We start from the raw sequence: 13,195 nt of genomic DNA, 5'->3' as shown, positions 1-13,195 counted from the left end.
CTCGCTGCACAATCTCACGCCATTGCTTCATTGGGCCAAATTGGCCAAAAGTGGTGAAGGCATAGGCGGGGAGTCGAATGCAGACCCTGAGCGCGAAAGACGCGAAGTACGGCTTCGGACGGTTGATCGATCTCGCCCGAGCCGAGCCGGTGGCGGTGGCCAAGCACGGGCGGACTGTCGTCGTCGTGTTGGCCGTCGAGGAGTATGAACGGCTGAAGGCGGTCGAGGCCGGCGTAGCCCCCAAAGCCCCCGGTGGCGCTCAGAGTGAAGAATGAACGATTCGTTGAACAATGGTCTGCAATTGAAATCTGCGATGTGGGACGCCGCGAATACTCTTCGCGGCTCCGCTGTCGATCGCACCGACTGGAAGGGCTACATCCTTCCCCTGCTTTTCTTCAAGCGCATCTCCGACGTCTGGGACGAAGAGACGGCTGAGGCTCGGGAGATCTATGGCGAAGCGGACCCCTCCCTGTTTCCGGAGGTGCACCGTTTCGTGCTGCCTGAAGGCTGTCACTGGAACGACATCAGAGAAGTTCCGGCCAACGTCGGCGCGGCCCTCCAGAAGGCCATGCAGGAGATAGAGCGAGCCAATCCGGACACGCTGTTCCGCGTATTCGGTTCGGCGGACTGGGGCAACAAGGAGAAGTTCTGCGACGAGTTGCTGAAGGATCTGATCGAGGGGTTCTCCGAGATCGGGCTCGGCAACACCACCGTCAGCACCGACGTGCTGGGCGACGCCTACGAATATCTGGTGGGCAAGTTTGCCGACGTCACCCGCCGCAACAAGGCGGGCGAGTTCTACACGCCACGCAGCGTCGTGCGCATGATGGTCGAAATCCTCGACCCTCAGGAGAGCGAAAGCATCTACGACCCCGCCTGCGGCACGGGCGGTATGCTGCTCGGGGCTATCGAGCATGTGATGCGCAAGGGCGGCGATCCGCGCACCTTCTACGGGAAGATCTACGGCCAGGAGAAAAACCTGACCACCGCCGCGATCGCCCGGATGAACCTTGTCCTGCACGGGATCGAGGACTTCCAGGTGGCCCGTGAGGACACGTTGCGGAACCCGGCCTTCACGGATTCCAGCACCGGCGGCCTTGCCACCTTCGACTGCGTCATCGCGAACCCGCCGTTCTCGCTGAAGGAATGGGGGCGTGACTTGTGGGAGGCCGATCCTTGGGGTCGGGCTCAGTACGGCATCCCACCCGAAAGCTACGGCGACTATGCCTTCGTCCAGCACATGATCGCGTCGATGGCGGCGACGGCGAAAAGCCGCATGGCGGTGGTTCTTCCGCAGGGCGCGCTGTTCCGGAAATCGGCCGAAGGCTCGATCCGGCAGGCCCTGCTGGAAAAGGACATGGTCGAGGCGGTCATCGGCCTTGCGCCTAACCTGTTCTACGGGACGCAGCTGGCTGGGTGTGTCGTCATCCTGCGCCGCAAGAAGCCTGAGGCCCGAAAGAACAAAGTCCTTATCATCGACGCCTCCAGCCTGTTCCGCAAAGGCCGGGCGCAGAACTTCCTCGATCAGGAGCACAGCGACGAGATCGTCGCCTGGTACCGCGCCTTCGAGGATGTCGAGGATCGTGCCAAGGTGGCGACGCTGGACGAGATCAAGAAGGAAGGCTGGACGCTGAACATCTCGCGTTACGTCCTGCCGCCCATCGGCCAGGACATTCCGCCGCTGCCCGAAGCCGTCGAGGCGTTCAAGACTGCGCTGGCCGACGCTCGGGCGGCCGAGGATCACCTGCGCAAGGTGCTGGTCGAAGGGGGGTGGCTACAATGAGCGGGCTGACCCAACGTGAACTCGAAAGCTATCTCTGGGGCGCCGCCACCCTGCTGCGCGGTCTCATCGATGCCAGCGACTACAAGCAATACATCTTCCCACTGCTGTTCTTCAAACGCCTGTCCGACGTCTGGGACGGGGACTACCAGGAAGCCCTCGATGAAACCGGCGACGAGGGTTATGCCACCGCCACCGCCAACGACCGCTTCGTGATCCCTGAAGGCGCGCATTGGAATGACGTGCGCGCTGCACCGCGCGATGTCGGGCGGGCGCTGCTGTCGGCGTTCCTTGCGATCGAGGCCGCGAACCCGGAGCGCCTGCAGGGCGTCTTTGGCAACGCCAACTGGACCGACAAGGCCCAGATGCCCGACAGCACGCTGAAGAACCTGATCGAGCATTTCTCGAAGCACGACCTCACCCTTGCCGCCGTGCCGGAGGATGAGCTTGGCAACGGCTACGAATACCTGATCAAGAAATTCGCCGACGACAGCGGCCACACGGCGCAGGAGTTCTACACCAACCGCACCCTTGTTCACCTGATGGGTCAGATGCTGGAGCCCCAGCCCGGCGAGAGCATCTATGACCCGACCTGCGGCACCGGCGGCATGCTGATCTCGTGCCTCGCCGAGGTGAAGCGGCGCGGGGGCGACATCCGCACTACCGGCCTTTACGGGCAGGAGCTGATCACCATCACCGCCGCCATCGCGCGGATGAACCTGGTCATCCATGGCGTGGATGATTTCCACATCGCCAGCGGCAACACGCTGGCCACTCCAGCCTTCGTGCAGGGCGACCGGCTGCGCACCTTCGACGTGGTCCTGGCCAACCCGCCCTATTCCATCAAGAAATGGAACCGCGGCGCGTGGGAGCAGGATGCCTGGGGGCGCAACTTCCTTGGCACCCCGCCGCAGGGGCGGGCGGATTACGCCTTCTTCCAGCACATCCTGTCGTCGATGCACCCGAAGACCGGGCGCTGCGCGATCCTGTTTCCGCATGGCGTGCTGTTCCGCAATGAAGAGGCCGAGATGCGGCGCAGGCTGGTGGAATCCGACCGAGTCGAATGCGTTCTGGGGCTTGGGCCGGGGCTGTTCTACAACTCGCCGATGGAGGCCTGCGTGGTGATCTGCCGGTCGCAGAAACCCGAGGCGCGCAAGGGGCGCATCCTGTTCATCGACGCGGTGGCCGAGATTGCGCGCGAACGGGCGCAGAGCTTTCTGCGGCCCGAACATCAGGCGCGCATCCTGTCGGCCTATCACGCCTTCGGTGATGATCCCGGCTTTGCCACGGTGGCAGAGGTGGCCGATGTGCTGGCGACCGACGGCAACCTGTCGATTGCCCGCTATGTGAAGCGGCCCAAGGCGGCGGTGGCGGGTGGTGCTACGCTGGCGGCGACCTGGGCGGCGTTCGACGAGGACGGGCGCGAGTTCTGGTCGGGCATGGACGCGTTGGTGGACATGCTCGATGGCCTGACGCCTGCGGAGGACGCCGATGCTTGAGCGGCCGATTTCCAAGGCGGGGTGGACGCGCGTGGCCTTTGGCGATGTGGTACGCAAGGTAAACGACAAGGTCGATCCGTGGAACTCCGGGCTGGAACGCTATGTCGCCGGGGAACACATGGACACCGACGATCTTCGCATCCGGCGCTGGGGCCTGATCGGGGATGACTACCTCGGCCCTGCCTTCCACATGCGGTTCAAGCCGGGGCATGTGCTTTACGGGTCGCGCCGGACCTATCTGCGCAAGGTGGCGCTGGCGGATTTCGAGGGGGTTACGGCGAACACGACCTTCGTGCTCGAAACGAAAGACCCCGCCCGGCTGATGCCCGACTTACTGCCCTTCCTGATGCAGACCGAGGCGTTCCACAGCTATTCGATCAAGCATTCGAAAGGATCGGTGAACCCTTATATCAACTTCTCGGACCTTGAAGTGTTCGAGTTCCTGCTGCCGCCGATCCAAGAGCAGGCGCGGTTGGTTGATATGTTCTCGGCCTTGTGGTCTTCAATCGAACACTACGCAAATTGCCTTGTTGCTGCGGACAGCTTGCGGGACGCTCTCATTTCTCAAACGGTTCACTTTGGTGATGGCGCTTCTGTGAGGCGATCAACTGAGGTCGGGGATTTTCCGGCTCACTGGGATGTGCTGCCACTTGGCGATCGCTATAGTGTCCAGCTCGGTAAGATGATGTCACCGTCCGCAATCGAGGGTGATATGCAGATCCCCTACATGCGCAATGCAAACGTTCAGTGGAATCGACTGGACCTTTCCGACGTCGCAACAATGTCGTTTAACGAAAGGGAAAGAGAGAAGTTTAGTCTCAAGAGTGGCGATATCCTCGCTTGCGAGGGCCGACACGTCGGAAAGTCTGTAATCTGGCGAAATGAGATACCCGGCGCTTGCTACCAGAAAGCCCTTCATCGCCTTCGACCGAAGGATCCAAAGAAAGATCAACCTGAATGGATGCTCAACTGCCTGCGCTACTACTCCGTTGCCGGAAAACTCGTGGGCCGCACTGCTGAAACGACAATTCCGCACCTGCCTGCGGAACGTTTGCGTGAGATTGTCTTTCCATTTCCGCCGCGCGAGGAGCAGGAGCGTCTAATCGGAAGTGTCAGCCGCTTGGATCAACAGAGGACTCAAATCGAGCGCCGCCTGCATGAACTGCGCGAAAGCCTTAAAGAGCAAACCAGCGCAGTGATTGGAGGCATTGTTTGACCTTCACCGAAGCCAACACCGTCGAAGCCCATCTGCGCGACCTTCTCGCGGGCGCGGCCTCGGCCCGCCCGGCGCAGTTCTCCGTCGGCTTCGCCCGCACGGGCGGCAGGGTCGCGGGTCTCGGCTGGCATTACGTCGCCCCTGCTGACCTTCCCCGCCAGCCGCAAGAGGTGCTGGTGGAACCCCACCTCCGTGACGCCCTGATCCGCCTGAACCCCGACATTGCCGCCAACCCCGGTCGGGCCGATGACGTGCTCTACCGCCTGCGCGCCATCGTCATGGGCGCGCGGTCGGACGGGCTGGTGAAGGCGAACGAGGAATTTGCCGCCTGGGCACTGGGCGAACGCTCCATGCCCTTCGGCGCGAATGGCGAACACGTCACCATCCGCCTGATCGACTTTGACGAGATCGAAAAGAACAGCTTTGTCGTCACCCAGCAGTTCACCATCCGGGCGGGCAAGACCGAAAAGCGCGCCGATCTGGTGCTGCTGGTCAACGGCATTCCGCTGGTGCTGATCGAGGCCAAGACGCCGGTGCGGTCCAGCCAAAGCTGGCTCGACGCCGCCATCCAGGTTCATGACGATTACGAGAAGAACGTGCCTGAGCTGTTCGTGCCCAACGTCTTTTCGGTGGCGACCGAGGGCAAGGAGTTCCGCTATGGCTCCGTCCGGATGCCGGTCGATATGTGGGGCCCCTGGCGCGACGGTGACGGCAAGCAGTCGCTGGGCGAGGTGGAAAAGGCCGCCACCTCGATGCTGCGCCCGGCGATGGTGCTCGACATGCTCGACAGCTTTACGGCCTTCGCCACGCAGAAGGGCAAGCACCGCATCAAGATCATCGCCCGCTATCAGCAGGTGGACGGCGTCAACAAGATCGTCGCGCGGGTCGTGGCGGGCCAGCCGCGCAAGGGGCTGATCTGGCATTTCCAGGGGTCGGGCAAATCGCTGCTGATGCTGTTCGCCGCGCGCAAGCTGCGGCTTCACCCGGCGCTGAGGAACCCCACGGTGCTGATCGTGGTGGACCGGATCGACCTCGACAGCCAGATCTCAGGCACCTTCTATGCCGCCGACATGGCCAACATGGTGCGCACGGAAAGCCGCAAGGAACTCGCCGATCTCTTGGGCAAGGACGCGCGGAAGGTGGTGATCACCACGATCCACAAATTCGCCGAGGCGGACGGCGTGCTGAACGACCGCGACAACATCATCGTGCTGGTGGACGAGGCGCACCGCACGCAGGAAGGCGATCTGGGCCGCAAGATGCGCGACGCGCTGCCGAACGCGTTCCTGTTCGGCCTGACCGGCACGCCGATCAACCGCGCCGACAAGAACACCTTCTACGCCTTCGGCGCCGATACGGACGATGGCGGCTACATGAGCCGCTACGGCCTGAACGACTCGATCCGAGACGGGGCGACAAAGGAGCTGCATTTCGAGCCGCGGCTGGTGGACCTGCACATCGACCAGAAGGCCATCGAGGAGGCCTATGCCGAGCTGACGCAGGGCCTGACCGACGAAGACCGGGATCGGCTGGGAAAGGCGGCGGCCAAGATGTCGATTTTGGTGAAGTCACCAAAGCGGATCGCCGCAATCTGCGCCGACATCGCCAAGCATTTCCAGGAGAAGGTCGCCCCGAACGGCTTTGGCGCGCAGGTGGTGACCTTCGACCGCGAGAGCTGTCTGCTCTACAAGCAGGAACTCGACCGCCACCTGCCGCCCGAGGTTTCCGACGTGGTGATCTCGGTCAACAGCGGCGAGCCCGAATATGCGGCCTTCAAGCGCGACCGCGATGCCGAGGAGAAGCTGCTCGACCGGTTCCGCGACCCGAAGGACCCGCTGAAGATCATCATCGTGACGTCAAAGCTGCTGACCGGGTTCGATGCGCCGATCCTGCAGACGATGTATCTGGACAAGCCGCTGCGAGACCACACGCTCTTGCAGGCGATCTGCCGGACGAACCGTCCCTATGGCGAGCAGAAGACGCACGGCCTGATCGTCGACTACCTCGGCATCTTCGACGACGTGGCGCAGGCGCTGAAATTCGACGAGGAGGGCGTGCAAAAGGCGGTGTCGAACATCGCCGAGCTGATCAACGCCCTGCCGACCGCCCTGCAAAAGTGCCTCGCCTATTTCGCGGGCGTGGATCGCAGCCTGACCGGCTACGAGGGCCTGATCGCCGCGCAGGAGTGCATCCCCAACAACGATCTGCGGGACGCTTTTGCCGCCGATTTCAGCGTGCTGGCTCGGATTTGGGAGGCTCTGTCGCCCGATCCGGTGCTGACGCAGTACGAGACCGACTATCGCTGGCTGGCGCAGGTCTACGAGTCGCTGAAGCCCTCCAGCGGCACAGGGCGGCTGCTTTGGCATCGGCTGGGCGCCAAGACCATCGAGCTGATCCACGAGAACGTCCATGTCGACGCGGTGCGGGATGATCTCGATACGCTGGTTCTGGATGCCGAACTGCTCGAAGCGGTCCTGGGCAACCCTGACCCGGAAAAGAAGGCCAAGGAAATCTCGGTCAAGCTGGCGGGCCGCCTGCGGAAGCATGCGGGGAATCCGAAGTTCAAGGCTCTGGGCGAGCGCCTGGAGGACCTGAAGAACCGGCATCAGCAGGGTCTCCTGCTGTCGATCGACTTCCTGAAGGAACTTCTGGCGCTGGCGAAAGACGTGGTGAAGACCGAACGCGAGACGCCGGAAGAAGAGGACATCGACCGTGGCAAGGCGGCGTTGACCGAGTTGTTCGAGGAAGCCCGGAACGGCGACACACCCGTGATGGTCAAGCGGGTCGTGGACGATATCGACGAGATCGTGCGTGCGGTCCGTTTCGATGGCTGGCAAGCCACGCACGCGGGTGAACGCGAGGTCAAGAAGGCGCTTCGCCAGACGCTCTTTCGCTACAAGCTGCACCAGGACGCAGAGCTGTTCGAGAAGGCATACGGCTACATTCGCGAGTATTACTGAACATGAAGGAGTTGCTCGACAACGCGGTGCTTTCGATCGAGCTCGGAGTTGAGGACTACCAGACAGGCGACGAGCGTCGTGTGCTGTCCGCCATCCGAAACCTTTACGCCGGCGTCCTGCTGCTATGCAAACAGGTGCTTTGGAACGAGTCGCCGCCAGGAACAGACGGCTCACTGATCTACAAGGATCTCGTCCCGCGAAAGATCGATGGCAGCGTTCTCATGGTGCCTAAGAAGCCACACCGGAACACGGTTGACCGACAACAGATCGAGGAGCGTTTCAAGGAGCTGGGGCTCAATCTCGACTGGTCAAAGCTCCAGGAGCTTGCTCGGATCAGAAATGATGTCGAGCATCTGTTCATGACGGTGAAACCTGCGATTGCGAAAGAAGCTCTTGCTTCGGCGATGCCAGTCATTGAGCAGCTGTTGGTGGGGCACCTTCAGGAAGAGCCCGCACATCTCTTCAGAGATGGTGTCTGGAAGTCACTTCTTGAGAACAAGGATGTTTTTGATCAGCAGCAGGCGAGATGCACTGAATCATTTCGGAACATGAACTGGGAATTTGAGACCCTCGTTGAAGCGGTCACAGAACTCAGGTGCTCCAATTGTGGATCCTCTCTGGTTCGGCAAATTGATTCCGACAACCAGAGCTTCGAGGCAATGGAGATCGATTGCGCGGAGTGCGGCGAGGCATTGGATCGTGAGGATGTTTTTGAGGCTGCAATCGGCGAGTCTGTGGCAAGCGACGCATACATCGCCATGACGGACGGCGGAGAACCGCCAGTCACAACCTGTCCCGAATGCCTTCGTGAAAGCTGGGTAAACGGAGAAGGCTGCGTCCTCTGCCCGGGCGCTGATCTGACATGTTCAATGTGCGGAGAGGAGTTCAATCCAGACGACTTCAACTATGATGCCGGCATGTGTTCATACTGCGCATGGCGAATGGACATGGTCATGCGCGAGTAGCCCATCCGGGTTCTTCACTGTCGCCACCCGGCAAAGTTCGATTTCTGTTCCACGCGGCAAATGCCCCTGAAATCGAAGTGTTTAGCGGGACTCCCGATAAAACGTTGTTTTATCAGGTGCTTGTAAAAACTTCACCGAAATGACGCAGGCAACAGGTCCGGAGAATATCGACCCCGAGAGACCACTTCCGGGCTTCTTGGCGCGTAGCCCGGTCAACAGCCCCTCCCGCATAACCCTCGAAGACAACGACAAAATCCGGCTGGAGCCGGATCGGGAGAACGCTTTCGCGAGGGCAAGTGGCGGAGACGAAGGGATTCGAACCCTCGAGACGGTTTCCCGCCTACTCCCTTAGCAGGGGAGCGCCTTCGACCACTCGGCCACGTCTCCGTCGACGGGTATAGCCGCGCCCTTGGCGGAGTTACAAGGCGAAAACAGTGCTCACGGGGCGGAAGTTCCGCGGATTTCGGATGGCGCGGGAGGGCGTCGTGATGTGTAGAGCCGGCGCGGCACGTTATCCGATCTCGATCTCGACCATGTCGCCGGCGATGCGGGTCGGGTAGGTGCGCAGGTTCACGCAGGCCGGCGCGCGCAGCGCTTCGCCGGTGCGATAGTCGAAGGTTGCGCTGTGCTTGGGGCATTCGATCTCGTGATCCGTCACCATGCCGTCGGCCAGGTGCACCTTTTCATGCGTGCAGAGCCCGTCGGTGCAATGGACCGTGCCCTCGGGCGCGCGGATGATGACAAAGGTTCGTCCATCGTGGTCGAAGCGGACCATGTCCTCGGGTTCGATCTGGTCCAGGCGACAGGCGGCGATCCAGCGGGTCATGCGGTCTTCTCGCTCTTGCCGTTCATCCGGGCCTTCTTTGCCTGGTAGCGGGCGTTCATCCGCGCCTCGGCTTCCTTGCTGCCGTCGTGGAAGGTGCCGAACCAGCGGTCGATCGGGATCAGCCCGTCGCCGTAATTCACCTCGAAATGCTTGTGGTGCAGGTAGTGGATATGGGCGTGGCTGTCGATCGCGGTGCCCTCTGTCAGTTCGACCTTGTCGAAGCCCACATGCCCGGGCACGGCCCCGAACCCCGCCACGTGCAACTGATACAGGGCGATCATCGGGTGGGAGGGGATCACCAGGTGATAGAGGATGGTCGAGAAATACAGCAGGTGCTCGACCGGGTGCATCGCCAGCGAGGACCAGGGCGACGGGTTGACCGAGTTGTGGTGCACCGAATGCACCCATTTATACAGGGTCGGCGTGTGGATCAGCCGGTGGATGCAGAAGAAGTGGAATTCGTGGATCACCGGCACCGCGATGCAAAGCGCCGCAAGGTAGACCGGATGCGATGTCCACTCCAGCCAGGGCGCGTATCCGTTGGCGAAGGCCCAGAGAACGCCGACTTGCAGGCCGGTCCAGATCGGCACGGCAGACAGGAAGGCGCGCATCATGCCGTCCCGCGTCTGGCTCTTGAACCAGAACGCCTCGGATGGGTGATCGGCTGGGAACCTGGCGTTGTACTTGAACCGGTTGCCCTGTGCGCGCTGGACGTAGAGGCGCAGTTCGAACAGGCCATACCAGAGAAAGACCGCGACCGCGTTCACGGCGAACAGGCGCAGTACCCAGACCCAGGACACGGTCTGCATGATTTCGACGGGCGGCACGACCCAGTGCCACCACGCCAGCGCCGAGAGAAAGAACAGCACATTGTAGGGCAGGAAGTAGTGCGGCAGCCATTTCAGGAGCGCGCCTGGCCTCGGCGGCCAGACGAACAGCGGCGCGGTCCCGGGCGGCTCGTTCGGCGCCCAGTCGCCACGCTTGTTGCGGGTACCGTATGTCAGGTCGTCCATGTCGGGCCTCGTTAAAGATCGGCGGTCACGGTTCAAGGCATAGCGCGGCGGCACCGGATTCGCGCGGGCGGTCTTGATGTGATCGGATCAAAGCGACTCGGCGGTAAGGGTGGTGAAGCGGATCGGCGGGTTGTCCATCGGCTCGGCGATCAGGCCCAGCCGGACCAGCATCAGGTCGGTGGCGCGGCGGGCCTGCGCCTCGGGCCGTTGGTCGAGGATCACGCCCGCCGTCCCGTCCGTCAGTGCCTCTGCCATCGTCTCTGTCAGTTCATGGCCGACGAAGAAGACCGGGCGCCTGGCCCGGCGCAGCGTCTCGGTCACGCCGGCATTGCCGCCGCCAGCGTTGTAGACCCCGGCAAGGTCGGGCCAGAGCGCCAGCGCCTCGGTCACGCGGCGGGCGGCCTCGGTCCGGCTGTCGCGGGTAAAGCCGACGTGGACAAGGTGCGCACCCGGCTCTGCCGCCAGCCGATCCGAAAAGCCGCGCAGTCGGTCGCGGTGCACCCGGTAGACCGGGCTGTGGCACAGCGCCAGAACCGGACCCCGCACCGCGCCCAGCCGCGCCAGCATCAGCGCCGCCGTGCGGCCGGCCGCGAGATTGTCGATCCCGACGAAATCGGCGTTGGGCAGCGTCGGCGTGACGATCTGCACCAAAGGCGCGCCGGTCTGGCGCAGTCGCAACAGCGCATCGCGGATGGCGGGCGCGTCGGGGCTGGCGATGACAAGGCCGGACCGCCGCGCGCCCGGCGCGTCGATGCGGGCGGCGATGGCCTCGGGGCGGCTTTCGTCGAGGAAGGTCACGTGCAGCTGGATCGTCGGGTCCAGCGTGGCGGCGATGCGGCGAAAGGCAGAGGCCAGTCGCGAAAAGAACGAGGTCTCGGGCCGGACCAGGATCACCTCGACCCGGACGATGCCGCGATGGCGGTCGGGCAGGCGGCCGGGCCAGTCCAGCGCCCGCGCCGCGCGCACCACCTGTTCCACCAGCGCCGGTCGCACGCCGCCGCGCCCGTTCAGCACGCGTTCGACCGTGGCGGTGCCGACGCCGGCGACCTGGGCGATCTGCGCATAGGTGGGTTTGCTCATCCGGGCCTCTCCGGTGGCGAATGCGACCTGTCTAGCAAGCGCAGGGCCGGGCGGGAAGCCGGGCCTTGACGCGCGGGGCGGCGATGGTCTCACATCAACCGGCAGGCCAGCGGAGGAAAGCCCATGCCCAAGAAACCCGAAGACCTGCGGTCCGCCCGCTGGTTCGCCCCCGACGACCTGCGCAGCATGGGACACCGCTCGCGCGTCATGCAGATCGGCATGGACGGGCAGGACTGGACCGGCAAGCCGGTGATCGCCATCATCAACACCTGGTCCGACTTGTCGCCCTGCCATCACCACCTGCGCGACCGGGCCGAGTTCGTGAAGAAGGGTGTGTGGCAGGCGGGCGGGACGCCGGTGGAAATGCCGGTGCACTCCTTTGCCGAACAATTGCTGAAACCGACCTCGATGCTCTACCGCAACATGGGCGCGATCGAGGTGGAGGAGACGCTCCGCTCGTTCCCGGTCGACGGCGCGGTTCTGATGGGCGGTTGCGACAAGTCCACGCCTGCGCTGGTCATGGGCGCGGTCAGCATGGGCCTGCCCTTCATCTTCCTGCCCGCGGGCGCGATGCTGCGCGGCAATTACGCCGGCGAAAAGCTGGGCTCTGGCACCGATGTCTGGAAATACTGGGACGAACGCCGCGCGGGGAATATCACGAAGGACCAATGGGAGGGCGTGCAGGGCGGTATCGCGCGCAGCTATGGCACCTGCATGACCATGGGCACCGCCAGCACGATGATGAGCATCGTGGACGCCTGGGGCCTGACCCTGCCTGGCGCCTCGACCATCCCGGCCCCGGACTCGGCCCATAAGCGCATGTCGACCGCCTGCGGACGGCGCATCGTCGACATGGTCTGGGAGGATCTGACGCCCGATCGGATCATGACCCCGGCCAGCACGCGAAACGCGGTCACGGTGGCGATGGCGACGGGCTGTTCGACGAACGCCATCATCCACCTGATCGCCATGGCGCGGCGGGCGGACGTGCCGCTGACGCTGGACGATCTCGACGCCATCGGGCGCACCACCCCGGTGATCGCCAACATCCGGCCCTCGGGCAAGGACTACCTGATGGAGGATTTCTTTTACGCGGGCGGCCTGAATGCACTGATGAAGGAGCTTGGCGACAAGCTCGACCTGTCGGCGATGACGGTGAACGGCCGCACGCTGGGCGAGAACATCGCCGATGCGGTGAATTACAATGACGACGTGATCCGCCCGCTCTCGAACCCGGTCTACCACGAAGGGTCTCTCGCCGTGCTGCGGGGAAACCTGGCCCCGGATGGCGCGGTCATGAAGCCCGCCGCGATGGACCCGAAATTCCAGGTCCATTCCGGCCCGGCCATCGTCGCCGACAGTTATGCGCAGTTGAAGGAGATCATCAACGACGAGGATCACCCGATGACGCCCGACAGCGTGCTGGTGCTGCGCAATGCCGGGCCGCAGGGCGGGCCGGGGATGCCGGAATGGGGCATGATCCCGATGCCCAAGGCGCTGCTGAAGAAGGGGCACCGCGACATGGTGCGCCTGTCGGACGCGCGGATGAGCGGCACCAGCTATGGCGCCTGCGTGCTGCATGTCGCGCCCGAGGCCTTCATCGGCGGGCCACTGGCGCTGATCCGCACCGGCGATGTCATCGAGATCGACGTGCCGAACCGCAGGCTGTCCGTCCGGCTGACGGAGGCCGAACTGGAGACACGCCGCGCCGCCTGGGTGCCGCCGCCGCCGCGCTACGAACGCGGCTGGGGCTGGATGTTCTCGCGCCATATCGAACAGGCGGACAAGGGCTGCGACTTCGACTTCCTGCGCACGGAATTCGGCGCCCCGGTGCCAGAGCCCGAGATCAACTGACC

At 63.4% G+C, this 13,195-nt stretch carries 10 protein-coding genes and 1 tRNA gene; 7 read left to right on the top strand and 4 right to left on the bottom strand.

Going from position 1 to position 13,195, the window contains the following annotated elements; all coding sequences use genetic code 11:
• Nucleotides 1-77: 77 nt before the first annotated feature.
• Genes KB874_RS20395 through KB874_RS20370 form a run of 6 tightly spaced genes read left to right on the top strand, consistent with a single transcriptional unit; the run spans nt 78 to nt 8,420 of the window.
• Entirely contained in the window at nt 78-275 is a 198-nt protein-coding gene (locus KB874_RS20395; RefSeq protein ID WP_154449422.1) for a type II toxin-antitoxin system Phd/YefM family antitoxin, read from the top strand.
• Nucleotides 272-1,783, top strand: a complete 1,512-nt coding sequence (locus KB874_RS20390; RefSeq protein ID WP_212538413.1) for a type I restriction-modification system subunit M — start codon at nt 272-274, stop codon at nt 1,781-1,783. The genes KB874_RS20395 and KB874_RS20390 overlap by 4 nt, the downstream gene beginning before the upstream one ends.
• Nucleotides 1,780-3,279, top strand: coding sequence for a type I restriction-modification system subunit M (locus tag KB874_RS20385; RefSeq protein WP_212538412.1), 1,500 nt, complete (start codon nt 1,780-1,782; stop codon nt 3,277-3,279). The genes KB874_RS20390 and KB874_RS20385 overlap by 4 nt, the downstream gene beginning before the upstream one ends.
• Nucleotides 3,272-4,495: a restriction endonuclease subunit S gene (locus KB874_RS20380; protein ID WP_212538411.1), complete on the top strand. Its 1,224-nt coding sequence runs from the start codon at nt 3,272-3,274 to the stop codon at nt 4,493-4,495. The genes KB874_RS20385 and KB874_RS20380 overlap by 8 nt, the downstream gene beginning before the upstream one ends.
• Complete coding sequence (locus KB874_RS20375; RefSeq protein WP_212538410.1) at nt 4,492-7,455, top strand: type I restriction endonuclease subunit R; 2,964 nt, start codon at nt 4,492-4,494, stop codon at nt 7,453-7,455. Before KB874_RS20380 ends, KB874_RS20375 begins: the two co-directional genes overlap by 4 nt.
• A gap of 2 nt (nt 7,456-7,457) precedes the next feature.
• Nucleotides 7,458-8,420 carry a hypothetical protein gene (locus tag KB874_RS20370; protein WP_212538409.1) on the top strand — a complete coding sequence of 321 codons (963 nt, stop codon included), beginning with the start codon at nt 7,458-7,460 and terminating at the stop codon, nt 8,418-8,420.
• Nucleotides 8,421-8,717: 297 nt separating this feature from the next.
• Here KB874_RS20370 and KB874_RS20365 read toward each other — a convergent pair.
• The 4 genes from KB874_RS20365 to KB874_RS20350 form a co-directional block, all read right to left on the bottom strand.
• Nucleotides 8,718-8,807 (bottom strand) — tRNA-Ser (locus KB874_RS20365).
• Nucleotides 8,808-8,931: 124 nt separating this feature from the next.
• On the bottom strand, nt 8,932-9,246 hold the full coding sequence (locus KB874_RS20360) for a MocE family 2Fe-2S type ferredoxin (protein ID WP_212538408.1): 315 nt from the start codon (nt 9,244-9,246) through the stop codon (nt 8,932-8,934).
• Entirely contained in the window at nt 9,243-10,259 is a 1,017-nt protein-coding gene (locus tag KB874_RS20355) for a sterol desaturase family protein (protein ID WP_212538407.1), read from the bottom strand. Before KB874_RS20355 ends, KB874_RS20360 begins: the two co-directional genes overlap by 4 nt.
• Before the next feature lie 87 nt (nt 10,260-10,346).
• The gene (locus tag KB874_RS20350) at nt 10,347-11,339 is read right to left on the bottom strand and encodes a LacI family DNA-binding transcriptional regulator (protein ID WP_212538406.1); all 993 of its coding nucleotides are present in this window, start codon (nt 11,337-11,339) and stop codon (nt 10,347-10,349) included.
• Nucleotides 11,340-11,462: 123 nt separating this feature from the next.
• Between KB874_RS20350 and araD the strand changes: the two genes are divergently transcribed.
• Complete coding sequence (araD, locus tag KB874_RS20345) at nt 11,463-13,193, top strand: L-arabinonate dehydratase (RefSeq protein ID WP_212538405.1); 1,731 nt, start codon at nt 11,463-11,465, stop codon at nt 13,191-13,193.
• The last annotated feature ends 2 nt before the right edge of the window (nt 13,194-13,195 follow it).

Origin of the sequence: Thetidibacter halocola (genome assembly GCF_018224955.1) — a bacterium.
GTDB classification, from domain to species: Bacteria; Pseudomonadota; Alphaproteobacteria; order Rhodobacterales; family Rhodobacteraceae; genus Thetidibacter; species Thetidibacter halocola.
This window is presented reverse-complemented; position numbering and strand designations above follow the sequence as displayed.

Bases quoted from the DNA above. Each gene is read 5' to 3' on its own strand.
- KB874_RS20395 (WP_154449422.1), top strand. From the start codon at position 78: ATGCAGACCCTGAGCGCGAAAGACGCGAAGTACGGCTTCGGACGGTTG.
- KB874_RS20390 (WP_212538413.1), top strand. From the start codon at position 272: ATGAACGATTCGTTGAACAATGGTCTGCAATTGAAATCTGCGATGTGG.
- KB874_RS20385 (WP_212538412.1), top strand. From the start codon at position 1,780: ATGAGCGGGCTGACCCAACGTGAACTCGAAAGCTATCTCTGGGGCGCC.
- KB874_RS20380 (WP_212538411.1), top strand. From the start codon at position 3,272: ATGCTTGAGCGGCCGATTTCCAAGGCGGGGTGGACGCGCGTGGCCTTT.
- KB874_RS20370 (WP_212538409.1), top strand. From the start codon at position 7,458: ATGAAGGAGTTGCTCGACAACGCGGTGCTTTCGATCGAGCTCGGAGTT.
- KB874_RS20360 (WP_212538408.1), bottom strand. From the start codon at position 9,246: ATGACCCGCTGGATCGCCGCCTGTCGCCTGGACCAGATCGAACCCGAG.
- KB874_RS20355 (WP_212538407.1), bottom strand. From the start codon at position 10,259: ATGGACGACCTGACATACGGTACCCGCAACAAGCGTGGCGACTGGGCG.
- KB874_RS20350 (WP_212538406.1), bottom strand. From the start codon at position 11,339: ATGAGCAAACCCACCTATGCGCAGATCGCCCAGGTCGCCGGCGTCGGC.
- araD (WP_212538405.1), top strand. From the start codon at position 11,463: ATGCCCAAGAAACCCGAAGACCTGCGGTCCGCCCGCTGGTTCGCCCCC.